The sequence below is a fragment of the Apibacter sp. B3919 genome, from assembly GCF_026537405.1.
GTDB lineage: Bacteria > Bacteroidota > Bacteroidia > Flavobacteriales > Weeksellaceae > Apibacter.
The window spans coordinates 1-24,617 of sequence record NZ_JAFNMG010000001.1 but is presented as its reverse complement, the minus strand read 5'-3'; the positions used below and the strand labels follow the sequence as shown (position 1 = coordinate 24,617).

The 24,617-nt window shown below is 32.1% G+C and carries 24 protein-coding genes; 9 read left to right on the top strand and 15 right to left on the bottom strand.

Annotated features, from left to right (window positions below; all coding sequences use genetic code 11):
• Positions 1–19: 19 nt before the first annotated feature.
• Positions 20–622 carry a superoxide dismutase gene (locus J3U20_RS00120; protein ID WP_160543189.1) on the top strand — a complete coding sequence of 201 codons (603 nt, stop codon included), beginning with the start codon at positions 20–22 and terminating at the stop codon, positions 620–622.
• Between the two features lie 46 nt (positions 623–668).
• Here the strand turns inward: J3U20_RS00120 and J3U20_RS00115 are convergent, their stop codons facing one another.
• Together J3U20_RS00115 and pnuC are read right to left on the bottom strand one after the other, a co-directional pair.
• On the bottom strand, positions 669–908 hold the full coding sequence (locus tag J3U20_RS00115; RefSeq protein ID WP_160543190.1) for a GlsB/YeaQ/YmgE family stress response membrane protein: 240 nt from the start codon (positions 906–908) through the stop codon (positions 669–671).
• An 11-nt stretch (positions 909–919) separates the two neighbouring features.
• Positions 920–1,537, bottom strand: a complete 618-nt coding sequence (pnuC, locus tag J3U20_RS00110; protein WP_160543191.1) for a nicotinamide riboside transporter PnuC — start codon at positions 1,535–1,537, stop codon at positions 920–922.
• 293 nt (positions 1,538–1,830) lie between these two features.
• Between pnuC and J3U20_RS00105 the strand changes: the two genes are divergently transcribed.
• Entirely contained in the window at positions 1,831–2,829 is a 999-nt protein-coding gene (locus tag J3U20_RS00105; RefSeq protein WP_160543192.1) for a tyrosine-protein phosphatase, read from the top strand.
• Between the two features lie 138 nt (positions 2,830–2,967).
• Here the strand turns inward: J3U20_RS00105 and J3U20_RS00100 are convergent, their stop codons facing one another.
• Complete coding sequence (locus J3U20_RS00100; protein ID WP_160543193.1) at positions 2,968–4,953, bottom strand: heavy metal translocating P-type ATPase; 1,986 nt, start codon at positions 4,951–4,953, stop codon at positions 2,968–2,970.
• A gap of 163 nt (positions 4,954–5,116) precedes the next feature.
• On the opposite strand from J3U20_RS00100, the gene J3U20_RS00095 reads away from it, so the two are divergent.
• Together J3U20_RS00095 and J3U20_RS00090 are read left to right on the top strand one after the other, a co-directional pair.
• Positions 5,117–5,554 carry a hotdog fold thioesterase gene (locus J3U20_RS00095; RefSeq protein WP_160543194.1) on the top strand — a complete coding sequence of 146 codons (438 nt, stop codon included), beginning with the start codon at positions 5,117–5,119 and terminating at the stop codon, positions 5,552–5,554.
• Entirely contained in the window at positions 5,554–6,561 is a 1,008-nt protein-coding gene (locus J3U20_RS00090) for a chorismate-binding protein (RefSeq protein ID WP_160543195.1), read from the top strand. The genes J3U20_RS00095 and J3U20_RS00090 overlap by 1 nt, the downstream gene beginning before the upstream one ends.
• A gap of 14 nt (positions 6,562–6,575) precedes the next feature.
• On the opposite strand, the gene J3U20_RS00085 is transcribed toward J3U20_RS00090, so the two are convergent.
• Both J3U20_RS00085 and J3U20_RS00080 read right to left on the bottom strand, forming a co-directional pair.
• Positions 6,576–7,832: a DUF763 domain-containing protein gene (locus J3U20_RS00085; RefSeq protein ID WP_160543196.1), complete on the bottom strand. Its 1,257-nt coding sequence runs from the start codon at positions 7,830–7,832 to the stop codon at positions 6,576–6,578.
• 86 nt (positions 7,833–7,918) lie between these two features.
• Positions 7,919–8,584, bottom strand: coding sequence for a metal-dependent transcriptional regulator (locus J3U20_RS00080; RefSeq protein WP_105297856.1), 666 nt, complete (start codon positions 8,582–8,584; stop codon positions 7,919–7,921).
• Between the two features lie 125 nt (positions 8,585–8,709).
• Here J3U20_RS00080 and J3U20_RS00075 point away from each other — a divergent pair, with 125 nt between their 5' ends.
• The 3 genes from J3U20_RS00075 to J3U20_RS00065 all read left to right on the top strand — a co-directional run bounded on the left by J3U20_RS00075 (position 8,710) and on the right by J3U20_RS00065 (position 13,178).
• Positions 8,710–10,749 carry a TonB-dependent receptor plug domain-containing protein gene (locus tag J3U20_RS00075; protein ID WP_160543197.1) on the top strand — a complete coding sequence of 680 codons (2,040 nt, stop codon included), beginning with the start codon at positions 8,710–8,712 and terminating at the stop codon, positions 10,747–10,749.
• A gap of 120 nt (positions 10,750–10,869) precedes the next feature.
• On the top strand, positions 10,870–11,469 hold the full coding sequence (locus tag J3U20_RS00070; protein WP_160543198.1) for a WbqC family protein: 600 nt from the start codon (positions 10,870–10,872) through the stop codon (positions 11,467–11,469).
• 14 nt (positions 11,470–11,483) lie between these two features.
• A complete protein-coding gene (locus J3U20_RS00065) occupies positions 11,484–13,178 on the top strand; it encodes a S8 family peptidase (RefSeq protein ID WP_160543199.1) in 1,695 nt (564 codons plus the stop codon).
• A gap of 71 nt (positions 13,179–13,249) precedes the next feature.
• Here J3U20_RS00065 and J3U20_RS00060 read toward each other — a convergent pair whose 3' ends face one another.
• A complete protein-coding gene (locus J3U20_RS00060; RefSeq protein WP_160543200.1) occupies positions 13,250–13,642 on the bottom strand; it encodes an SRPBCC family protein in 393 nt (130 codons plus the stop codon).
• A 29-nt stretch (positions 13,643–13,671) separates the two neighbouring features.
• On the opposite strand from J3U20_RS00060, the gene J3U20_RS00055 reads away from it, so the two are divergent.
• Positions 13,672–14,286, top strand: a complete 615-nt coding sequence (locus J3U20_RS00055; RefSeq protein ID WP_160543201.1) for an NUDIX hydrolase — start codon at positions 13,672–13,674, stop codon at positions 14,284–14,286.
• A 71-nt stretch (positions 14,287–14,357) separates the two neighbouring features.
• Here J3U20_RS00055 and J3U20_RS00050 read toward each other — a convergent pair whose 3' ends face one another.
• From J3U20_RS00050 to greA, 4 genes are all read right to left on the bottom strand, one after another.
• Positions 14,358–17,261 (bottom strand): DUF5686 family protein, encoded by a 2,904-nt coding sequence (locus J3U20_RS00050; RefSeq protein WP_160543202.1) that lies wholly within the window; start codon positions 17,259–17,261, stop codon positions 14,358–14,360.
• A 109-nt stretch (positions 17,262–17,370) separates the two neighbouring features.
• Positions 17,371–18,030: an ATP-dependent Clp endopeptidase proteolytic subunit ClpP gene (clpP, locus tag J3U20_RS00045; protein WP_105297863.1), complete on the bottom strand. Its 660-nt coding sequence runs from the start codon at positions 18,028–18,030 to the stop codon at positions 17,371–17,373.
• A 67-nt stretch (positions 18,031–18,097) separates the two neighbouring features.
• Positions 18,098–18,487 (bottom strand): HIT family protein, encoded by a 390-nt coding sequence (locus J3U20_RS00040; RefSeq protein ID WP_105297864.1) that lies wholly within the window; start codon positions 18,485–18,487, stop codon positions 18,098–18,100.
• A 19-nt stretch (positions 18,488–18,506) separates the two neighbouring features.
• Entirely contained in the window at positions 18,507–18,977 is a 471-nt protein-coding gene (gene greA / locus J3U20_RS00035) for a transcription elongation factor GreA (RefSeq protein ID WP_105297865.1), read from the bottom strand.
• A gap of 102 nt (positions 18,978–19,079) precedes the next feature.
• On the opposite strand from greA, the gene J3U20_RS00030 reads away from it, so the two are divergent.
• On the top strand, positions 19,080–19,520 hold the full coding sequence (locus tag J3U20_RS00030) for a hypothetical protein (RefSeq protein ID WP_160543203.1): 441 nt from the start codon (positions 19,080–19,082) through the stop codon (positions 19,518–19,520).
• Positions 19,521–19,986: 466 nt separating this feature from the next.
• Here J3U20_RS00030 and J3U20_RS00025 read toward each other — a convergent pair whose 3' ends face one another.
• The 5 genes from J3U20_RS00025 to J3U20_RS00005 all read right to left on the bottom strand — a co-directional run.
• Positions 19,987–20,580, bottom strand: coding sequence for a hypothetical protein (locus tag J3U20_RS00025; protein ID WP_160543204.1), 594 nt, complete (start codon positions 20,578–20,580; stop codon positions 19,987–19,989).
• Between the two features lie 154 nt (positions 20,581–20,734).
• Positions 20,735–20,869 carry a hypothetical protein gene (locus J3U20_RS00020; RefSeq protein ID WP_255450173.1) on the bottom strand — a complete coding sequence of 45 codons (135 nt, stop codon included), beginning with the start codon at positions 20,867–20,869 and terminating at the stop codon, positions 20,735–20,737.
• Between the two features lie 573 nt (positions 20,870–21,442).
• Complete coding sequence (locus tag J3U20_RS00015) at positions 21,443–22,297, bottom strand: hypothetical protein (RefSeq protein WP_160543205.1); 855 nt, start codon at positions 22,295–22,297, stop codon at positions 21,443–21,445.
• A complete protein-coding gene (locus J3U20_RS00010) occupies positions 22,294–23,763 on the bottom strand; it encodes a polymorphic toxin-type HINT domain-containing protein (RefSeq protein ID WP_160543206.1) in 1,470 nt (489 codons plus the stop codon). The genes J3U20_RS00015 and J3U20_RS00010 overlap by 4 nt, the downstream gene beginning before the upstream one ends.
• Before the next feature lie 15 nt (positions 23,764–23,778).
• Positions 23,779–24,617: phage baseplate assembly protein V (locus tag J3U20_RS00005; protein ID WP_267433708.1), on the bottom strand; the 839-nt coding region annotated here is incomplete at its 5' end.

Genomic DNA, 24,617 nt, shown 5'->3' with positions numbered 1-24,617 from the left:
TTTAATTAAAAAAAAGAATATGGCATTTGAATTACCAAAATTACCGTATGCATACAATGCGCTAGAGCCTTATATCGATGCAAAAACCATGGAAATCCATTATACGAAACATCATGGTACTTATACTACAAATTTAAATAATGCAATCGCCGGTACAGAACTTGAAAATTTACCTATAGAACAAATTATAATTAAAGGTTTTGATAAAACCCCTATAAGAAATAATGGCGGTGGTTATTTGAACCATTGTTTATTTTGGGAATGGTTAACCCCTAATGGTAAAGGTAAACCGGAAGGAAATTTAGCTGCAGCAATCAACGAATCTTTTGGATCTTTTGATGCTTTCAAAGAGGAATTTTCAAAAGCAGCAGCCGGAAGATTCGGATCCGGATGGGCTTGGTTGTTATCCAATAATGGAAAATTAAGTATTGGCTCAACGGCAAATCAAGACAATCCTTTAATGCCGGGAGTAGGTGCATCAGGAACTCCTATTCTAGGGTTAGATGTTTGGGAGCATGCTTACTATCTTAACTATCAAAACAGAAGAGCAGACTACATTAGTGCTTTCTTTAACGTGGTAAACTGGGATAAGGTTTCAGAATTATTTGAATCTAGTAAATAAATCAGTATAAAGATTTAATAAAAAGCCGTCTAATTTAGATGGCTTTTTATCTTTTAGTAAAGATTGACACCAATGCTAAAAGGAAAATAGCGCCAAGAGTGGACATAGCCAACATAAGAGTTTTATCATTTTCATTAACCGGTATTTGAAGATGTTTAAATAGCCAATTTCCTAAAAAACTACCTAAAATACCAACCATTAAATTTCCAAAACATCCAAAACCTCGACCTTTAATTAAAGTCCCTGCTAAAAAACCGGATGAAATCCCTATAAGTAATGTCCACATTATTTTATGTTCTAATTTTTTAACTTTTGTGAATTAATAATTTTTTTCCAATCTAAATATCCAAAAATTGCGATGATAAATAAAAATATAGTTAAAAGAGAATATAATAAAAGTCCTTTATGAAGTAATAACGGAACGGCTATAAAATTACTAATATTTAAACAAATCCAATTATCCAGTTTTCTTTTTGCTAATAGCCACATACCGGCCCAAGCAAATGCGCTCACCAATGAGTCCCATATAGGAACATCTGAATTAGTATAATTCGTTAAGAAAAAATATAAAAGAAACCATGAAAATATCACGATGCAACATGCGATTAATCTATCGTTTACAGTACATAAACTTACCGTACTACTATTCTTAGTTTTACTTGTCCATAAAAACCATCCGTATATACTCATTACAAAATAATATACTTGCAATAAAATTTCCGCGTATAAACGAAAATCCCAATAAACATACATGGTTATGAGTATATTAAGTATTCCGCAAGGATACAACCAAACCTTATTATATTTGGCGAATAAAGCTTCCGCTATACCAAAAGCAACTCCTATGGCTTCTAAAAAAGAAATTTGATAAAATTGTTGTTTAAAAATTGTCCACCATTCATGTATTGAAACCATAGTTATACCTTTATTATTTTTTAGTACTTAAACATACATTATATATAGATATTTTATTTTCTTAGAAAGTCATGATTTTAAAATAAATTTTAAAATCAATCCGATAAATTAAAACGTAGTATTCCTGAATTCGTATAGTAAATTATTATTTTACCTGCAAAGATATTAAAAAGACCTACTTTAATTAGTATTCTTTTACAAATAATTAAAATATAGATTATTTCAATAATTTTTATGGCAATAAATTTGATGTGATTTAAGTTTTTAATAAGTAATATAATCCAAAAATTAGTATGATTGCAGGTATGACTAAAGAAAAAGAAAATTCAGATAACCCTATTGACATTCTAAAAAGATGTAAAATTATACGAGAAAAGCATACAAAATCAGCTTATTTAAATATAAATATTTCGGGAGAATGGAAATTATATTCAGGCGATTCAGTTCAAACTATTGATACTAAAAAACCGATCGCGCAAGGTAAAGATTACGGAACTTATCCCTTATATATATTACCATCCAAAAGAAGTTATTTTAAATTAGAGACTTCGGAAGGATCGGCTATACTTGCGGAAACACACCTTCCGATGGAAGGAGGATATAATTTTAGGGATTTAGGAGGTTTAGAATCTAAAGACGGAAAACGAATTAAATGGGGGAAATTATTTAGAACAGACGATTTATATAATCTAACTCATAATGATTTACTATATTTATCCAGTATTCCTATAATTACTTTAGTTGATTTCAGATGCGAAGAAGAATATAAGGCCTTACCCGACAAAATTCCTGCAGAAGTTAAAAATCATTACTATTTGTGTATTGAACCCGGTCGTTTAAAAGCATATGCTAAAAGTATTCATACGAGCAAAAATGATGTAATAAATGCTATGAAGCATTTATACAAACTTTTAGTTACAGAAGATAAATATTTAAACGCATACGAAGAATTTTTTACCTATATACTAGATCAAGAAAAATTACCGCTCCTTTTTCATTGTTCAGCAGGGAAAGATCGCACCGGATTGGCTACCGCATTGTTGCTATATGCTCTAGATATTCCTAAAGATATTATTTTAAAAGATTATTTAGCATCCAATGATTATCTGGCGGATAAATACCATCCGTTGATTGAACAAAATCCATCCAACAAATATTTGTATACAGTCATACCGGATTATTTAGAAAGCGCATTAAACGAAATAGAAAATGAGTATGGATCCATTCAAAATTTTTTGATTAACCGAATGCATTTAAATATTGATAAATTGAAAAATAATTTATTGTATTAATATATGTTTAAACATTAGAATCAAAAATTAATCGGCAATCAACATATATCGAATTTTAAACAGATAAGTACCTAGTTTACTTACCTGTTTTAATAAAGCATGTATTAAAATTTATTCGTACAAATGGTAGAGAAAATTCTATTTATTTAGGTTGGCTTTTTGTAGACGAACGGCATTTAATATAGCTAAAAGGGCTACACCCACATCGGCAAATACAGCTTCCAATAGATGGATATCACCAAAAATTCCTAAAATCATTACAATAATTTTAATACCAAAAGCTAATATCACATTTTGCCACACAACATGTTTGGTGGCTTTTCCTATTTTAACGGCTAAAGGAATTTTAGAGGTCTGATCGTCTTGAATTATGACATCAGCTACTTCAATCGTCGCATCACTGCCTAAACCTCCCATGGCTATACCAACATCACTTAAAGCGATCACCGGTGCATCATTAAATCCATCACCTACAAAAGCTACTTTACCAATCACTGTTGATTTTATTTCCTTCATTTTACTTACCTTATCTTCCGGTAAAAGTTCACCATAGGCATGATCTATACCTAATTCCCGGGCAACTTTTTGTACGATTGTATTTTTATCACCGCTAAGAATAGTTGCCCCGATGCCTAAATCATGTATTTTTTTAATATCTTGTTGAGCTCCTGATTTAATTTGATCTGCAATTTCCAAATATCCGGCGAACTTATTATTTACTGCAATTAAAACTACAGTATTTATGATTTCTTTACAAGTTTCCGGATAAGAAATAGAATAGGCATCCATTAATTTAAAATTACCTACTAACAATTCATTATCTTCTATTTCCACTTTAATCCCTTTTCCCGGAATATCTTCCATGGAAGTAATTTTTGTTACCTCAGGTTTATGATTAACATAAGCTTGAATTGCGGCGGCAATCGGATGATTACTATGAGATTCGGCTATATTAACCCATTGTAATAATTGAGTCCGATCAAAACCTTGCTCAACATGTACATTTTGAACAGAAAAATTTCCTAGAGTTAAAGTTCCTGTTTTATCAAATACAATTTGTTTGACTTCAGCCAAGATATCCAAAAAGTTGGAACCTTTAACCAAAATACCGTTTCTTGAAGCTAAACCTATGCCACCGAAATATCCTAAAGGTATTGAGATTACCAAAGCACAAGGACAGGATATAACTAAAAATATTAAGGATCGATACAACCAGGTTTCATATTCATAGTTTGTAACAAAAAAATAAGGTAATATAAACACCAGCAAGGCAATAAAGAAAACCGCCGGAGTATAAATCTTCGCAAATTTTCTGATAAACAATTCTGTTTTCGCTTTTTGACCGGTAGCGTTTTGAACTAAATCCAATATTTTAGATAGTTTACTGTCTGAGTAAGGAGTAGTAACTTTTACAAGTGATGAAGTGTTAAGATTTATCATTCCTGCTAAAATGGTCTCCCCTTTTTCTTTACTTTGCGGAGTACTTTCCCCGGTTAACGCAGAGGTATTGAACGTAGCCGTTGAAGAAAGCAATTCTCCATCCAATGCTACTTTATCTCCCGGTTTCAATTGTATAATTTCGCCTACTTGAACCTCTTTAGCTTTTACGACTTTAGTAGTTTGATTTTCAATAATTGTTGCTTCATCGGGTCTTTGATCCAATAAAGCATTAATATTTCTTTTAGCTTTAGCTACTGCCAACGATTGGAAGTTCTCTCCAATGGAATAAAATAACATAACTGCAACCGCTTCCGGATATTCTCCTATATAAAAAGCACCTACCGAAGCTAAAAACATTAACGATAGCTCATTGAAAAAATCCTTATGCTTAAATTCTTCCAACATTTCTTTAAATACAGGAAACCCTACAGGCAAATAAGCTAGAATATATACTCCCAATCTAATCCAAGAATTGAAAAATGAAGTTTTAGAATAATCTAAAATGAGAGCGAGAGCTAAAAGGATAGAACTTATGATGGCCGGTAAAAATAATTGAAAAATATTTATGTTGAAATCTAGTTCGTGATCATGGGTATGCCCATGAGAAGATTCATGATCTCCTTGATTAGTAATATTTTTTCTATCGTTGTCATTACAGGCGCAACCGGGTTTATAAGAAGACATAACTATCTGTATTTTTTAATTATATAACAAAAATAATTCCCCTATGTTGCAATTAGATTGCAAAGAAAGAAATAGTAAAAAAATTAGAATCGGTATTCTTTCCTCTAGCCCAATCCTTGAGTTTAATTTTTTATAAATTTGCATGAAACTTAAATAGTAAAAAATGGATAAGGCAGAACTTTTGGCCAAGCTAAATGAATCTTCACCAAATACATTAATGGATACCTTAGGGATCGTATACACTGATTTTACAGGAGATACACTAACTGCAGAAATGGAAGTAAATTCCCGGGTACACCAACCGATAGGATTTTTACATGGTGGAGCCTCATTAGCTCTTGCTGAAACTGTTGGTTCGGTTTTATCTATTACCTCAGTTGATCCTTCAAATTATTATGTTTTAGGAACGCAAGTAAACGGCTATCATTTAAAATCTGTTAAAAACGGAAAAATTTCAGCTACAGCCCAATTTATTAACAAAGGTAACACATCCCATGTAGTTGAAATTAATATTTTTTGTACGGATGATGAGGGAAATACTTTTAAAAATTGTTATGTTACCATGACTAACCGCATTGTTCCTAAAAATAATTTTGAATAATGGTACTTTCTGAAACAGTTAAAGATTGCATTAAAAAAAATATTCCTTTTGCTTTTATTCGACTTCCTAAAGACAAAAAAATATTTTTAATCAAAAAGGAAGAGGGCGGCTTATATGAATATTCTTTTCAATCTTTTGATAATTCAAAGAAATATACTTTCCATTTTTCAACATTTACTGAGGTAAAAGATTTATTACCATCGAATGATCATATATTTCCTCTACCTAACAATGAAAATACAAAGGTTATTTCAGAACAAGAATATTTAAATCTTCTTCAACGGACCATTCATTATATTCAACAAAAACAAACAGATAAAATTGTAATTTCTCGCGAAAAATGGATCGATAAGGATAATATCAACCCTTTCAAATCGTTTTTGTTTTTATGTGAAAAATATCCATCCTCCTTTTGCCAAGTAAGCTATTGGAATCAAAATGAAATTTGGATGGGGGCTACTCCTGAAATCTTAGGATCTTTTGAAAATTCTTTATTTACAACGATGGCGCTTGCCGGAACGTTACCGGATATTGATTCTGTTCAGTGGGAAAGCAAAGAAATAGAAGAGCAAAAATATGTCACAGATTATATTTGTGAAAAAATTAAAGCCTATACTTCGAATTTAACGGTAAAAGGTCCTGAAACACTTCATTTAGGACATGTTAAACATTTAGTAACCTATCTTTCTGCAAAATTAAATACTTCTTATCAACTACCTCAATTGATAGCAGATTTGCATCCTACACCTGCCGTTTGTGGAATTCCGTTAAATAAAAGTAGAAGTTATATTTTGGAGAATGAAGGATATAATCGTGATTTTTATGCAGGATATATAGGATTGGAAACTCAGAAATTTAAAAAGTATTTCGTTAATTTACGATGTGCTAAACTATATGCTAATGGAGCTTTACTTTATGTAGGTGGTGGTATTACAGCGCAAAGTAATCCGCAAAAAGAATGGACGGAAACAGAATTAAAGTCTAAATTTATTGGTGAAAGTCTTTAAATACCTTCTTATGCTTAATCAAACAGGGTGAGTTGGTTTTTATCTATTTTTTTATTTACAGATTTATCAGTTTTCTTGCCGGTTTTTTTTATAAGACTGCTGTTTTCAACGGCATCTCCATAGATGGTTTTACCACCGTATTTCCAGGAATTTTTCCGTTCATTTTCAATCCATTCATGAAAATTGTCACTGGGTTTAAAATTCTTTTCAATTTCCATAGATACTTTGGAAAGATTTTTCAATGCTTCCAATTTATCGGTATCTCCTAATTTAGATCGTTGCAATGCTTTATCAAAAATTTCAATGGTTTCATCATATACTCGAGTGGGTACAGGAAAAGGATGTCCGTCTTTTCCTCCGTGTGCAAAAGAAAATCGGGCGGGATCTGAAAATCTGGAAGGAGTGCCATGTATTACCTCACTAACTAAGGTCAACGATTGAAGCGTTCTGGGTCCTACTCCATTCAAAAGCAACAGAGACTCCACATCTTGAACATCTGTTTCATGAGCAAGTACCAAAGCAGCGCCCAATCTCTTCAAATTGACGTCTTTTTCGCGTACCTCATGATGAGAAGGCAGTATAAGGGATATTTCTTTCATTAAACGATCCGGATTTTCCTTAGTTAGTTCCAAAATTCCCTGTTTGGTAGTAGAAGCATCTTTATCGGTCAGATTAAGGATTTCTCCTTTGTTTTTACCATAAATAAAAGTATGGGGAGTTTCCGTAAAGGATTGAACTGAGGAAGAGAGCCAATGATACCTTCTTGCCAATTTATCGTTGATATTCATTCCTTGCTGCACAACTGTCCAATCACCATCTTTAGTAACTACAAAAGAATGTAAATATATTTGGAAACCATCTTGAACCGCACAATTATCAACTTTAGCTACCAATCTGCTCTTAGTAATGAGTTCATTTGCATCTAAACCGGTTTTATCGGCAATATGAAGTAATTCCGTTGGAGTATTTCGTGAAGATTTCCCCCTGCCCCCGCATACATAAATACCAAGTTCCGAGGATCTTTGATTTATTGCTTTTTTCAAAGCATTCATAACGGAAGTGGTTATTCCTGAAGAATGCCAATCCATTCCTAAAACACATCCTAAAGATTGAAACCAAAACGGGTCGCTTAATTTTTGTAAGAAAGTTTTTCTTCCGTATTCTTGAACTATAGCCTCTACAATCGCTCCACCTAATAAAGCCATTCTTTTAGCTAACCAGGCGGGAACTATTCCATAGTGTAAAGGTAAATCTGCATATCCCTTCTTCATATAGTAAATATAGTAAAAATTAAATTAATTAACTCATTTACTGCACTTTTACCTTATAATTAAATGATAGTAATTGAGCGGTAACTTTAATTTAAACAATTTTTGACTAAAAGTTTTTCAGCAATCATATTACTTAAAACTTCTGTTCTATTTTGACCTACAATTTGAACGGTTACACTTCCGTCGAACTCTTCGACTGATTCAATCTGAAATTTAATTCCTAAATTGAAATTTTTAGAATTTAAATATTTTAAAAATTCTTTAGAACTGTGAATGATAGCGGATAATTCCACGATTTCTCCAATCTGGTATTCGTTTAACTTTTTAAAGCGTCCCCCTTCAATATTTCCTTGTTTATCCGGTATAGGTGAACCGTGAGGATCGAACTTAGGATAATCTAACAATTCGTCCATTTTATTGAAAAATTTTTCTGAATGTATATGTTCGATTTGTTCGGCTACTTCATGAACATCTTCCCAACTAAATCCCATTTTTTCAACCAAATACATTTCAGTTAGACGGTGTTTCCTAAGAATTAAAGCGGCTTCTTTTTTACCTTTTTCTGTCAGTTTTAACGGTTTATAGCTCTGATAGTAGACCAATCCTTTTTTCAAGAATTTTTTCATCATGCTGTTCACAGTAGGCATTTTGATATCTAAGGATTGGCTTAACGCCAAAGTAGATACTTCTCCCTTTTCGTCAGACAGATTATATAAGGCTTTTAGATAATTTTCTTCTATAGATGAGAACATTTACAAATATATTTAAAATATTAATTTTTCAAGACCAAATAATTTATTTTTCCAAAATACAATCGTAAAATAAATTTGTTAGACTAATCTAATTTTTTATATTTGCGAGTCTAAAATTAATAATTATGAAAAGAGGATTGACTGTACTTTTTGCATTATCCCTTTGCACACTATATTCCCAAGAAGTTAAAGATTCAATTAAAAACTCTAAAGAAAAATCGATTGACGATGTTGTCGTGACTGGAACCTTGAAGGAAGTTAGAAAATCTGACAGCCCGGTGCCTGTTGAAATTATTACACCAAAACTATTCAAAAAAAATCCTACTCCCAGTCTTTTCGATGCCGTAGGAATGATTAACGGAGTTAAACCTCAAATAAATTGCAGCGTTTGTAATACGGGAGATATTCACATAAACGGTATGGAAGGTCCTTATACCATGATATTAATTGACGGGATGCCTATCGTTAGCGGATTAGCTACTGTTTATGGTTTAAGTGGGATTCCCAATAGTTTGGTAGAAAGAATTGAGGTAGTTAAAGGTCCCGCCTCTTCTTTATACGGCTCAGAAGCTATGGGGGGAATTATAAACGTAATAACTAAAAACCCACAAAAAGCACCCAAATTTGCAGCGGATATTTTCAGTACAAGCTGGGGAGAACTAAGTACGGATTTATCCTTTAAATTTAATGCCGGTAAAAAAGTAACCAGTTTACTGGGTATCAATCATTTTTATTATGATAATCCTATCGATGCCAATCACGACGGATTTACCGATTTAACTTTACAAAACAGAATATCGGTTTTTAATAAATGGAGTTTTAAACGAAACGAAAACAGAGTTGCCAGTTTAGGGCTGCGATGGGTCAATGAAGATCGCTGGGGTGGAGAAATGAACTGGAGTAAAAAATATCGAGGAAGTGACGAGGTTTACGGAGAAAGTATATATACGAAACGTGCCGAAGTGATCGGACTTTACCAATTACCTCTACATGAAAAAATATACACCCAATTTTCATATAATTGGCATGATCAAAACTCATGGTATGGGAATACTCCGTATATGGCAACTCAACAAGTAGCTTTTATCCAAAGTTATTGGGATAAAACCATAAAAAATCATAACTTTTTAGCAGGAGCTTCTTTTAGATATACTTACTACGATGACAATACACCTGCGACCGCTTCTCCTGACGGCTCAAAAAACAGACCTTCAGAAACACCGTTACCGGGATTATTTTTACAAGATGAATGGTCTATAAATACTAAAAATAAACTTTTACTTGGGTATAGATACGATAACGATAAACATCATGGAAATGTACATTCTCCAAGAATTGCCTATAAGTTTTCACCCAATTATACGAATACCTTCCGAGCCAGTTTTGGAACCGGTTTTAGAGTTGTAAATATCTTTACGGAAGATCATTCTGCTCTTACGGGAGCCAGAGATGTAGTTATCTTGAATTCTTTAAAGCCTGAACGTTCATATAACGGAAATTTGAACTATGTTAAAAAAATGATGTTCGATGATCTGAATGTAAATCTGGATATCACCGGTTTTTATTCTTATTTTACTAATAAAATTATTGGTGACTTCGATTCCGATCCTACTAAAATCATTTATGATAACTTAGACGGACATGCTGTTTCGCAAGGTATATCTTTAAATACGGAATGGTCTTTTTTAATTCCTTTTAAAATTATGGCGGGTGTTACTTATATGGATGTTTACACCAAAGAAAAAGATTACAAGGGTTCTTATCTTAGAACAGATCAGCTTTATGCACCTAAATGGTCCGGAACATTTGTTATGACTTACACATTTCCTAAAAATTATATATTGGACTTTTCAGGACAATGGAACGGAAAAATGAGGTTGCCTATCGAACCTAATGATTTTAGAAGTGAATATTCCCCGTGGTATTGCATCGCAAATATACAAGTCACCAAGAAATTCCATAATGGAATGGAAATTTACGGAGGAATTAAAAACCTATTTAATTTTACGCCCAAAAACCCGATCATGCGTCCTTTTGACCCTTTCAATAAAGAGGTTGATAATCCGATTACCAATCCTAACGGGTACACTTTTGATACTTCTTATAATTATGCGTCCTTGCAAAAATTAAGAGGATTTTTGGGTATACGATATAATTTTTTCTAATTAATTTTAAAGACAGAAAAAAAGTAAATTTCATATAAAATAGATCGCATACATATTTTGTTAAAATAAGAAGATCATATTTATTTTTATGGTAAATTAGCACTTTCATAAAAAATAACTATGATCGTCTTACCTTGTTTTTATTTTCCTCCTGTTTCTTATTTTGAAAAATGGATCCATTCGGAAAAGATCTATTTGGAACAGTGGGAAAATTTTCCTAAACAAACTTATCGTAATCGTTGCATTGTTCAAGGAGCTAATGGAAAATTGCCTCTTATTGTTCCTATTGAACATTCAGGAGCCAGAATTATAAAAGATATTAAGATTTCCTATGCGTCTTCATGGCAAAAATTACACATTAAATCGTTACAATCAGCGTATCAAAGTTCTCCTTACTTTGAATATTACGAAGATAAGCTAATCCAATTATTGGAAAAAAAAGAAACCTTTTTATTAGATTTAAATCTAAACACAATAGAATGGGCATGTTCTATCCTAAAGTTGGAATGTTCGTACGAACTCACGGATGAATATGTAAAAAATCCTCCGTTTACCGATGCGCGAGAAGCATTCAATGCAAAAAAAGAAAGTCCCTATAAAAATAAAAAATATATTCAGGTATTTTCAGACCGTTTCGAGTTTATGAATGATCTTTCCATACTAGATCTTATATGCAATCTTGGCCCGAAATCTGCTACTTACCTTACTAATGTCGAATAAATAAATAATTTTAAATGAAGATAAAACTATTAAGCCTAAGCTTCGCTTTTGCATTCTTTACTGCCAATGCATTTGCTCAAAATAACGTTCCGGCAGTTGATTCCCTTGCTTTAAAAAACTGGTATCATCAAAGTTATGAAAAAACCGGTATTTATGGTGTAGGGACTACTGATGCTATTGAATTTCTAAATTCTAAAGGACTCAAGCCCTCTCCTATTATCGTTGGAGTAATTGATAGTGGTGTACAAATTGATCATCCGGATTTGAAAAATAATATTTGGAATAATCCAAAAGAAATCGCTAATAACGGTAAAGATGACGACGGTAATGGATATGCTGACGATGTTCATGGATGGGATTTTATCGGTGGAAAAGACGGAAAAGATGTAGACCACGATACTATGGAATCAACCCGTATAGTTTCTTTATATGAAAAACTGTTCGAAACCGGTGATCTGAAAACTAATGAAAAAAATCGGGAAAAGTATCCGAACGAATTCAAAGAATATCAAAGAGCTAAATTTATATATGATAAAGATTTAGGTGAAGCTAAAGATGCCCTATCTAATATTGATGAGCAAAAAGCTTTGATAAGACAAATGACCACTGAATTACAAAATGCTCTGGGTGACAAACCTTTGACTCTTGAAAATGTAAATGAGGCAACTTTTACTGTTCCTCAATATAAACAAGCTTTCCTTCAGATGATTGCAAATAATAGCGATTTGGAAGGAAAAAATGCAACTCAAATCAATATGTTGGCGGATAGTGAAATGGGTGAAGCAGTTAAGTATTATTCCGGAAAAGTAGATTACATGCTTAATAAAAGTTATGATCCTCGCTACATTGTAGGTGATGATTATACAGATATTAAGGAAAAACATTACGGTAACAATGAAGTGGAAGGCCCGGATGCATTACATGGAACTCATGTTTCCGGTATAATTGCAGCAGTTAGAAATAATAATATAGGAATGGACGGTATTGCCGGTGATGTTGCAAAAATCTTAGTAGTTCGAGCCGTTCCGGATGGTGATGAAAGAGATAAAGATATTGCCAATGCCATATATTATGCCGTTGATAATGGCGCTAAAGTGATCAATATGAGTTTTGGTAAGCCTTTTTCTCCTAATAAAGAGAGAGTATGGGAAGCTATGAAATACGCGGAAAAAAAGGGCGTATTAATGGTTCATGCTGCCGGTAATGATAATAAAAATGTAGATACTGAGTATAATTATCCAACCAATTTTAAGGATAATGAGCATAAATCTTTTGTAAACAATTGGATTACCGTAGGAGCCAGTACTCGATATAATAATGCATTGAAAGCATCTTTTTCTAACTACGGAAAAGAAAAAGTTGATATTTTTGCACCCGGATTAGAAATTTACTCTACCGTTACTAAAGGAAAATATAAATTTTTACAAGGTACCAGTATGGCTTCTCCGGTTGTTGCGGGATGTGCTGCCCTTTTATGGTCTTATTTTCCTCAGTTAACTGCTGAACAAGTGAAAAATATATTATTCATAACAGCAAATAAATCTACTATAGAAGTAACGGCAGGTGGCGAGAGTGAAAACAGTCCTATGATTAAAACAACTTTTGATCAACTTTCAGCGACCGGAGGTGTTGTAGATGTTTTTAGAGCCGTGAAATATGCGTATGATAATTTCAACCCTGAAAAAGGAAGTAAAAAAGGAAAAAAATAAGTTGAATATTCTTTATATAAAAAAAAGCTATTTTTAAATAAAATAGCTTTTTTTATGTTTCAAATTTAACATTATGAAATTTTAGTAACTCCTTCCGTTAAAGCTTTAATTAAATTTTTTAAAGGTTTTTCAACCATGGCAGATATAAACATATTAAATTTACCATCGAAAGTAAATTGAACTTCACTTGAACTATCTGTAACCTGATCTATTAATAAACTTAAGTCAAAATTCAAAGTTTCTTTAGCCGAACTTAATACAATTTTTGAATAAGGAATTCTTTCTTTCATTTTCAAGGCAATTTCAGGCATTCCTTTTAATGCAAAAACAAATCCATCTTCATCTGCCTCAAACTTATCAATGGTTTCAGGCATGAACTTTTTAAATTCAGAAGGCTGAGATGCTAACGTGTAAATATCTTCTGCCGATTTATTAACCAGTATTTTTTCTCCTTTAATATTCATTTTTGTAATTTTGGTAAAAACAAACACAAATGTACAAAATTTCTGTAAACGAAAGATTTCTTACCCTTGGTAAAAATAAGAGAAAAGGTGCCATTAACCTTCCATACGAAAATTCGAAAACTTTGGTATACGCTCTGGATATTTTGTACCATACGAAAGTAAATTCCATTCATGTTTACTCATCTGAAACCAAAAAAGTTTGGAAAAAATTACAAAAAATAGCTACACCCGTGTATGCAGCGGGAGGATTAGTTAATAATAGTAAAGACAATTATTTATTTATTAAAAGAAACGGTTATTGGGATTTACCGAAAGGTCATGTGGAAGAAAATGAAACTTTTAAAAAAGCTGCCAAAAGGGAAGTAGAAGAAGAATGTTCTATTTCTAATCTAAAATTAAAAAAATACCTAACGACAACTTATCATGTGTATCAATCTGAAAAAAAATACTTTTTAAAAATAGTTCAGTGGTTTGAAATGAAGTATGATGGAAATGAAAAACCTAAACCTCAAAAAAATGAAGGAATTGATAAAGCCCAATGGATTAGAAAAAAGGATATCCCTAAACTTATGAAGAAAACCTATGTAAATATCAGGGAATTAGTCGGCACTTATGTTTTAACTAATTCTCGAATTAAAAAATAATTAATATAAAATTCAATAAAAAAAGGAGTACTATAATTACTCCTTTTTTTTCTTTTTAAATCGTATGATTTTTAGAATGTAAATTGCATTCCAAATTTAACTCCGAATTTATTAACATCTGGCATATGTAAGTAATTCCCTCTCCAGTTAAAATCTACTCTAAAGATTCTTAAATTTCCAAACCCTATATTTTCGATACCAAATCCATATTCATAATAGATATCTTTATTAGGCGCTACATATCTGATATTAGAAGCATTCATATTCTTGGAGCCTTCGGATATATCTCCCCAAACACCTCTGAAAATCGCTACTTCTCTTAATTGTAATTTTTTCAATAAAGGAATATAGGAAAATATCCTTCCGTTGAAGTGATGTTCAACATGCAATGCCGTATAAATATCTGTTACGAAATCATAGTAATCCAGCAATGCAAAGGTATTATTTATGATACCGTAAGACTGGTTACCCGGTATGATTCCTAACAAGGATAAGGGCAATTTATTAAACGATTTTCCGAATTCAAAAGTAACATTCGATTTACCAATCGGTCCCCAAAGGATCGGATGATTGTATAAAAATTGTATTTTATCATAGTTAAAATCACCATCCAATACTCCATTGAATCCTTTTATATATTTTAAAATTAAGGTTGGAGATAAAGTCGTATGTTCATATCTGTCTAATCCAAAACGAGAATATTTAGCTCCCGGTCTCGCTTGAATACTAAATGTTAAATGAGAATCATACAAATCGTTTTTAATATCACCTTTTTTGTTGTAATAACCGATATTAAATTTGAACGGATTCGCCGATTTTATGTATTGATAAGTTCCATCTAATCGCAATTGTACATTTTTCCACGGTTCAATAGATAAAAATGCATTGGTTTGATTGACAGAACTCAAATATTCATTACTTCCTCGGGATATGATGGAAGATGACGCAAAAGAACGGGTCATAATTCCCTCATTTTCTGTAAGCGAAGTCCCTAACTGAGTTATATCCCTTTTTGTTCCCGCACCTATCGTAAAACGATTGTATTTGTTTAACATCAAGCGCCCTTCAAAACCATATTTAAATTGATCATCTTTAAATCCGTATGCCGTATATCCTTCCACTCTCCACATATCATTGGGAGAGAAAAACGTCCTGGCTCCTAAACGAATTCTGGTTCCTTCAACATCGTTATATCCTAGTGTTTGATACAGATTTCCAATATCAATGGCATTACCCACATTGACATAGCCTGAGGAAAGAATTTGTACGGCATCTACAATATTTCTAAATAATCGGGTTTTAGATACCTTGTCTACCATTTCATATGCCTTTTTATCATCTTCATTGAGACGATCCGGACGATTGTCGGCCCAAAAATCATCTTTCCTGTTATAAGCTCCTTCAGAAATAGGTTCCCATTGTTGATCTAAAAGTTTTTCTACAGTGCCTTGCGGCTCATCGAATTTATAATCATTATAAGTTATGGTACGTTTTGCAAACATACCTTTTCCTCCTTCTTTTTTAGTTATAAGAGACATATCCAAAACCGTGTAATTTCGTAATGGAATAAAGATTGAATCATTGACATTGTCATAATTCAATTCCATATATATGTCTTTAACGAAGTTTACATTAATACCCGAAGTGGATTGTAAGGTAACTTGCTTTACTGCATAAGTATCTTTAGTAATATATAAATCTCCTTTAAAAGTAAGCTCATTTTCTCTTCGAGGCCTGTATTTAATATAATAACAATCAACTCCATCTACGGAAACCGTATCAGCTAATAAATAATCGTATACGGAAAATCCAATAGTAGCTACCGGACTGGTGAATCCTTTATTAAAAAAGTTTAACACATTATCGTATATGTTAACATCTTTATACAAATTTTTAACCGTATTGGCTACAATATCATTATTAGGAATTCCGGAAGCTTTATTTCCTCTTAAAAAGGATTTTTCCCTTTTGGAAGGCGTATTTTGTCCAACTATATCGGAAAGGGATTCGTTAAGAAAAACGGGAATGTACGTTTTTCCTGAGATATCTAATGTATCTATGTCTTTGGCTGAAATGTTTAATTTTTTAAAGATTTTTTTACTTATAAAAGCACTATCAACATTATTTAAATCAAATTCGATTTTCTCATATTCTTTATATTGATAATTCTTAAAATTAGTCAAACCGTTGGTTCTTCTTCTCTTCCATAATTCACGCAATATGCGGTATGCCGGATTTTCTTTTTTAGGTAAACGTTTTTTCGGAAAGCCGGTAACTACTACCTCGTCTATTTCCTTTTCTTTGCTTACGGTTCCTTTATCGGTTGATTGGCTACTATTTTTGTTTTTTAATTTGAGATTTACAATTAAGCCTAGATTATCTCCCCTTTGTAAAGGTATATATTTTGTCGGGTATTTATCTGTAATAATTTGTAACGTGTCAATGAATTTATTGGATTGTAATTCAAAATTTCCGTCACTGTCTGTAGTGGCGTAAACCTGAGTATTTTTAAGAAAAATATCAGCATCCGGAATTGGCTTTTCTGTATCTTCATCTAACAATTGACCGGAAACTCTAACGTAATTAACTTGCTGGTTAGAAGATGGTGATATACTATCCGTATCAATTTTAGTTTGATTGGTAATTGATGGAGGAATTGAGGATGTACCAATCTTATCTTTTTCAGAGAATTTAATAATTAAATTTAAGTTTTGTTTTTTATTGACAGGAAATGACTTTTTCTTATAATTCACAATCTGAACAACGATAGAATCAAAGTTATTTTTAGATTCGAGTGAAAAATATCCAATATTATTTGAAAGGGTTGAAATCTCGGGAGCTTCAGGAAAAGATATTTTTGCTCCTTCAATAGGACGCTGGGTATCTTGATTTATAATTACCCCCGTAATTTTGATTTGTGCATTATAAGATAAACTAAATAAAAATGCAAACAAAAAAAGTAATTTATTACTCATTGAACGTTATTTAAAAAAACAAAAAACTTTCGTTTGTAGATATCGAACAAACGAAAGTCTTAGTATAAATATTATATTATATGTATGTGGTTCTCAACAAAACAAAGCTTTACCGTTTTTCAAGAACTTCATCAATAAGTCCATATTCTTTAGCTTCTGAAGCAATCATCCAATAGTCCCTATCTGAATCCTTCTCAATTTTTTCAAAAGGTTGACCGGAATGCTCTGCCAAAATTTCATATAATTCTTTTTTCAGCTTTAAGATCTCCTTTAATGTAATTTCCATATCGGAGGCTTGCCCTTGAGCTCCTCCCAATGGTTGATGAATCATAATTCGGGAATGTTTCAATGCTGATCTTTTTCCGGCAGCACCTGCGGTCAATAATACGGCTCCCATAGAAGCAGCCATACCGGTACAAATAGTAGCCACATCAGGCTTAATAATTTGCATGGTATCATATATACCTAGTCCGGCATAAACTCCTCCTCCGGGAGAATTAATATATATTTGAATATCTTTATTGGCATCTGTACTTTCCAAGAACAATAATTGAGCGGTTACAATATTGGCTATTTGATCGTCTATACCTGTTCCCAGGAATATAATTCTATCCATCATCAACCGAGAGAACACATCCATTTGTGCTACATTTAATTTTCGTTCTTCAGTAATATATGGAGTCATTGAATTTACGTATTGATCTACCGCCAGACTATTAATTCCCTGGTGTTTTACTGCATATTTATGGAACTCTTTTCCTAAATCCATTTTTATTAATCTTTTTCTAAAATTTTTTACTTAATTTTCTCACTAAAACTATACCAAACAAGAGTCCCTATAGATAAGACTTTATTTTGTCAGCAATTTCAGTAAATTCTTCCGAACTCAGTGTCAATTTGTTACCAAAATTCATGTCTCCGATAGCGTTTAATGGGATCAGATGAACATGAACATGGGGAACTTCCAATCCTTGTACAGACATTCCTACCCGTAAACATGGAATAGCTTTCCCTACTGCCTGAGCAACCCTATAGGTAAAATCCATTAATTCATCATATTCTTCTTTGGGTAAATCAAACAGTTTATCGGTTTCTTTTTTAGGAATTACTAATACATGTCCTATTACTATTGGAAATGCATCTAAAAAAGCAAGGTGTTTTTCGCTTTCTGCAACTTTATAACAGGGAATTTCTCCTGCTACGATTTTTGAAAATATACTTGCCATAGGTTGTAAATTTAGCTTATTAATCTAATGAAATTTCTAAAATCTCAAAATTAATTCGATTACCGTTCGGTAAATTGATTTCGGCAGTTTCTCCAACTTCCTTTCCTAAAAGTCCTTTAGCAATGGGTGTATTAACAGAGATTTTTCCGGTTTTTAAATCGGTTTCCGTATCCGGAACCAAGGTATACTTCATCTCCTGTCCATTGGCAGTATTCTTTATTTTAACAGAACATAATATAGCTACTTTAGAAGTATCAACTTGCGATTGATCTATTATTTTAGAATTAGAAATTATATCTTTAAGCTTAGATATTCGCATTTCAAGCAGACCTTGTGCTTCTTTAGCCGCATCGTATTCCGCATTTTCAGATAAATCACCCTTATCCCTAGCTTCAGCAATTTGCTGTGTGATTTTAGGTCTTTCAACTTGTTCCAATTGATCAAGTTCCTTACGTAATTTATCTAGACCTTCTTTCGTTACATAATTCATGATACTATTTTTTGTAATTTTGCGTTGTAATTTATAAACATAAAAAAAATAACCCGACTCTTCACGGTCGGATTATCCGTATGCAAATTTAGCAAATTTATTATGATTAAAAAATTAATTCTTTATATATTATTAATTTCACAGTTATTCTTCTTCATCCAATGCGAAAATGGAAATAAAACGATTAGTTGTTTTCCTAATTCTTCTATAAGTTATTCAGCCGATCTCAATTTACCTCAATTCCAAAAATTATCCGGGATAAATAATTATGTTTATATTGAAGAGGGTCCTTTAACCGGTACTAAGGGCTTAATATTGGTTAGAATAGAGGCTAATAAGTTTTTAGCCTACGACAGAAATGCACCGCATATTTGCCCGGGATCTAATACCCGATTGGAAGTAAAAGACGATTTTTATATCTATTGTCCTGAAGATGGAGCAAAATGGTCTCTAACCTCCGGTCAACCGTTAGAAATAGCTGACCGAGCACCTAAAATTTATCCTGCACAATTGGTTGGAAATACGGTTATAATATCGTATTAATTTTATATAATATTTTTAATACTTATTAGTTATAATAATATACTTGTATAGTATACAAAAATTAATGCATTGCCTGAGCAGCTGTGAATTGTTTTCAAATTTATTTAACTACTTATTCACGCCTTTTTTTCAATTATACTAATAATGCAAGGATACTGAAGGTATAAATTATAAATAAATTTAAGATAATGATTCTTATATTCTGATAATATATTAATTAATATAAATTTTATTTTCTGATAGTAATCAGAAGCTTGTTGTGAATTGTTTTCAAATTTTATAAATTATAAATTAATTATTTCTATTTGAAATCTCAATTTTATTGATTATAAGCAGATGAGATTAATTAATTTAAAGATATTACCTTTTATGATTTATAAGATTTAGTTTTTGAAGATTTAATATATTAATTTGATAAATTAATAATATTTTTTTGATAGTTAAACATTTTATTTTCTTAAGTTATCTATTTCATATCTTTTTCATCTAAAAAAAATCCTTCCCCTTTTTTCTTAATTTCTTTTTTACAGTCAGTATTTCCATTACCCAAATTATTTTTTTGAACATAATTTTCGTATAGCTTTTGTTCCATATTTTCCCATTCTTCTTTAGTATAATTTTTTCCTTTATAGGTTTTATAAATTTGGGTATTAATTAATTTTTTTTTAGTTTCTAATGTATCTGAAATAACAGTAGTATTTATCTGTTCATTAAAAATTTCTGATTTAGTAACCTTTCTGTCTTTTTTGAAATATTCTAAAGGGTTTTCAGTTAAATCTTTAAATTTTTCTTCATCTTCAAAAAATAAAGTTATGCATTTAAGCCCAAATCCTTTTTTCTCCAAAATAGATTTATCATGCTCTTCTATGTAAAAGGTGATTCTATAATAATCATCATAGGTTATTTGAAATTTTAATTTAATAGTATTTTTTTTTAACTCAAAGGTAGTTCCTGAATAATCGGGTAATGATTCAAATTGAATAATTAAAGTTTCTAAATCATCTATTTCAAAATATTCTCTTTTTTTTTGCTTTGAATCGTATTTTATACAACTAATCATATATAAATTTCTTAAATATCATTCAATACAGGACGTTCAAGTTGAAATATGCCTTGGTGTTGGCCAAATTCAGGATATTTTTCGTATAAGTCTAAAAGTCCAGTTTTTGATAACCTTCGTAATTTTCATATTTCCTCTTAAAATCGATATATTTTCAGGCAGCATAGTTTCCATCCTGATCAAATGCAAAATGCATACAATATTCTTGGTAATTACTGCTGTTTCCTGGGATAAATTGATAAAACCAAACTTTTTGTAATATTAGGGTGCGGTCTTGTTTAAACTTCATTATAAGATAAGATAGATAATTACACCCTTCATTATCGATTATATCAACGCCAATATATTTGTTTCAAGGCACTATAGAAACTAAACAATCAGGGTAAAGTGATTTTTCAGACCGTAATACGAAAAACTCATATTCCAATAAATGCTCGTAGTTGTATTCGCAACTGCTTCGGAAGTGAACTTAGCTTTTTTTACTTTTTCTCAAATTTAATATTATTCCATGTTTCCCAACAACTAACTGCAAGATATTCTTCTCTTACTTTTTTTCGGAAGTAATCTGTATATTTTGTCATAATTTGCTTCTTTTAATTTAATCTGTTTCCGTTTATATCTCTTATTGTAACTTTTTTATTTGCCGCGTACTCTAAAACTTCTTTGGAAATTTTTTCCGTTTGTCTAGGTACTTCTAAAATCATCTCTCCTTTCAATTTGTCTCCTCCTCTTGCAATGACTTCCGCATTACGCTTGGTGTTTTTAATAACCGTTCCGGGGGCGTATTTGCTGGTGATTTCATCAATATATTTTTTTGCTGTTCTTCCTGTTACTTTCCCTAACTGTGTAAATTTTCGGCTTACTATTTCTTTACTGGGTAATAATCTAGTCCTTTTATATTATTATTTTTTAAAAGTTGATATAGCTTTTGCGATACAAAGACTTCTTTATAATTGGCATGACCGGAACCAAAATTTTCTTGAGATACAAAAAAATCAAAATTTCCAGGATGATTTTCAAAAGACGGAAAAAATCCTTTATTGTTTAAATGAAACCTAGTCATTTCCCACTCTGGGATATGTGTTTTCTCATCTATATTATTATCATTTATATTTAATTTAGATGAGGATATTCCTTGTGGTAACAATTGAACTACTGTAACTAGAGGTTTTTGATTACCATACCCAATTACACTTTTGCTTTGTATATTTAGTGGTTTAAATATATTTTCATAAATTGAAGGTGTAGTAAAAAATGTATCTTCAAGCCAATATATTGTTCCTATACCTTTTTTATTCCATTTAGGTTCGCTTAATAATGAGATACTTCCAATTTGCTTTCCTCTAATAATTCCAAAATTTTCACTTCTTTTTGTTATTTCAAATACGTTCTTTAAATAAGGAAAAACATTAAAAGGAAATTTTTCCAATTCATCATTTCCATCTAAGTCTTCTGGTTGAGGATATCCCAATATTTTACTAGCCTCAATTGATAAATAATCGGCATTAATTCTTTCTTTTTCTGAAAATTCTGTTTTGACAACAGAAACATAGTATTTATAGTTGCTTCCGAATATGGATTGAAGTTGCTCGTTCATTTCGTCATTTTCATAGAATGTAAAAGCATCACATCCCACATCGACATAAATATTTATATTTTTTAATTTAGAAACTTCTTTTAAGGAAAAATTTTTAAAAAATCGATATTTTATTTTCATAATTTTAATACTTTTAATATTTCTGGATAGTCTTTATATATTTCTTTTGCTACTTTGGTTATAAATTCTTTAGTAGGTTTAGTTCTGTATGGTATAACTTTTCTCCATTCATTAGTGAAGATTTGATGTTCTTCTTTTGTTAACACAATTGATAGCATTTCTCTCTTATTTACACCTAATATACTTGCAAATCTTTTTTCAATAAGATGATGAACTTGAAGACCTTTTCCTTTAACTAATGCCTTTAATTCCTTGTAAGGTTTTATTCCATATCTTTCTATGGATTTGAATATTCCGCTCAAGCAAGGCTTAGCATTATGCACCAGCCAAGCGAGTTTGCCGACAAAGTAGGTGTGCCAATCTTCAACTTCAAAATTATAGACTTTTTTCTTAGTATAAAGAAAATTTTGTCCTTTTACACGATACCATTTTTTATTTTTGGTTTGTATGTGGTCTTGTTCGGTAAGGTCGGCGGCATCTTTCCAGCCTTCTTGTGTGTAGAAAGGGTGTTCGGCAGTGGTTTCAATGGTTTCGCCTTCCAGTTCTATTTGTACGGTAGTATCTATCTCTTTACGGATAGTGGCGATTACTTTTTTTAGGCTTATTTGTCCACTTGTTTCGTGCTCCGACCAAACCAGATCGCCCTCGCGAATTTGTTCTATTTTTCTAATGCCCTGCTGCGTGTGAATAGGCGTCCCCGCAGGAAAGCATGCAAATACGCATACTTTTCCGTATTTTATGGCTATGTCGTCGGCTTTTTTGGCAAGGGCTTTGGCTGCTGCTTTAGCACTTGCTTTGGTTAACAGTTTTCCTCCTGCGGTTAGGGCTGCTTTACTTATTTTTGATGTTACCTTGACTACTTTACTGCCTGCATTTGCTAGTTTTGTCGTTTTTACTGCTGCTGAAGCGGCATTTCCAGCGCCTAACGAAATTAAACCTCCAATATCTAGTGCAAAAGAGGCTGTGCTCAATCCAAATCCTACCCATTCTCCCTTAATTCCTGAACGTACCATACCGACTACGCCACCAACAAAGGGGACTAATTCTACTGCATCCCACCAGCTTAAGCCGTCGTCATCTTCTTCTGGTGGTTCTTCTGCATTCTCTTCAACCATTTTATCCAAGTCTTCCCTAGTTATGGGTGCTTGTCCGGAAGTAACAAATTCTATTTTACCGCCCAATCCGCACGGTAAAGAGCTTTTAAAGAGTAGGGTTTGGTTGCCTTTTACCTTTACTTTGTAGGTGTCTTTCCATTTTAACGGAACCGGTATGCAAGGTTGTTGCGTTTTTTGACATATACCAAATGAGGGTATATTGGTTATTGGGATTTTATCGGCGATTGTGCAGACTTTACATCCGTTTATTTTTACATTGGCATTATGCGTGCCGTTAAAATAATCGGGTTTTATTCCCTCATCACATAGCATAACCGCTTGATCAACTATATATTCTAATTCATGTGGCATAATCCTGCGTTTTGGCTAGGTTAAATCTGTGTCAGGAGAATCTATTCTTATATTACCTATGCCACTCATCATTATTTCTTGTCCTTTTATGGTATTTGTAGTTGAAGACTTTATCATAATTTCACTGGATATACTTTCCATTGAAATTGCTCCCACGTTTGCAATAGTTTCAATTTTTCCTAAACCTGCTTTGGTGATTATGGAATCTTCAGTTAAAGTAATTGAATTTTCTCCTACTTTAAGAGTAATTTTAGTTTTTCCTTCTAGACTGATATTACCATCCTTGTCCATTTTCAATAAAGATTGACCGTTTGGAGCTTCTCCACTAGCTCCAATTGTAATGACTTGAGTAGAGGATGCTCCTATGGAAGAATTTCCACTACCATCAAATTTCATACTTACAGAACCGGGAGTATCGGTCAATAAAGTACTTCCATCTTTATCATTCAATAATACTTTATTTCCTTTTACTGTTTGCAAACCTTTCATATAATTACCTGCTCCCCCGTGTCCCGATTTACCTCCTCCATTAAACATAGCCCCTAAGCTTACCGGCTTTTCCGCATTTCCGTTCTCAAAACTTACGATTACTTCTTCCCCTATCTCCGGCACAATATGCATCCCTTTTCCTTTTCCTGCATACGGGGTAATTGAACGAATCCAGGGAGTCGTACCGTTAAAAGGCTTTTGCCAAGGAAACTGTACCCGAATTCGAGACATTCCTTCCGGATCGTTATTATCCGTAACCGTAGCCGATTGCTCTTCACATAAAGGAATTGCATCTTCATCCATATATTCGGGAACCATATTGTCCATAGGTACGCCCACCAATTCATTATAATATCCTTCGGTAA